Source organism: Neisseria sp. P0021.S007 (assembly GCF_051956855.1).
Window position 1 is genome coordinate 1 of record NZ_JBQCXA010000383.1, and the last position, 770, is coordinate 770.

At 49.7% G+C, this 770-nt stretch carries 2 protein-coding genes; both read left to right on the top strand.

Annotation, left to right across the window (positions count from 1 at the left end; translation table 11 throughout):
• On the top strand, positions 1–392 hold a 392-nt coding region (locus tag ACTHUR_RS13500; protein WP_440399040.1), incomplete at its 5' end, for an AMP-binding enzyme.
• A gap of 81 nt (positions 393–473) precedes the next feature.
• A partial coding sequence (locus tag ACTHUR_RS13505) for an ATP-binding cassette domain-containing protein (protein ID WP_440399042.1) occupies positions 474–770 on the top strand: 297 nt, incomplete at its 3' end.

Sequence of the window (770 nt, forward strand, 5' to 3'; positions counted from 1 at the left end):
AAACCATTGTCAACGGTTGGCTGAAAACCGGAGACTTCGTCACCATAGACGAAGACGGCTTCATCTTCATCGTTGACCGCAAAAAAGACCTGATTATCTCCAAAGGCCAAAACGTCTATCCGCGTGAAATCGAAGAAGCCATTTACAAACTCGAAGCTGTGGAAGCCACTGCTGTAATCGGCGTGAGGGACCAATACGCCGATGAAGAAATCATTGCCTTTATCCAACTCAAAGAAGGCATGAAGCTGGAAGAAGCCGAAGTCCGCAGCCACCTGCGCGGCCTGTTGGCAAACTTTAAAATCCCAAAACAAGTCATCTTCCAAGACGAGCTGCCGCGCAATGCCACCGGCAAAGTGTTAAAACGCAAACTCAAAGAACAGTTTCAAGACTAAACCTCTGTTTCAGACGGCCCCTTGATTCATGCAGGCCGTCTGAAAACCTGTCATCAACAAACTTTTCAGACGGCCACGACCATGACTACACCTATACTCGAAATCGAAAACCTAAACGGCTCCTTTCCGAGCAAACAAGTTTTGTACGATATCAACCTTACCCTGCAACCTGGCCGCAAACTGGCATTGGTCGGCGAGAGCGGCAGCGGCAAAACCGTATTGTCGCAAGGCATTATGCGCCTTAATCCAATGGTTACCTTTGAAGGCAGTCTGAAATATTGCGGAACCAATCTGCTGACCCAGCCCGAACGCGCCCTGCAAAAACTGCGCGGCCGCGAAATCGGCATGGTGTTTCAAGAACCCATGACCGCCCTCAAC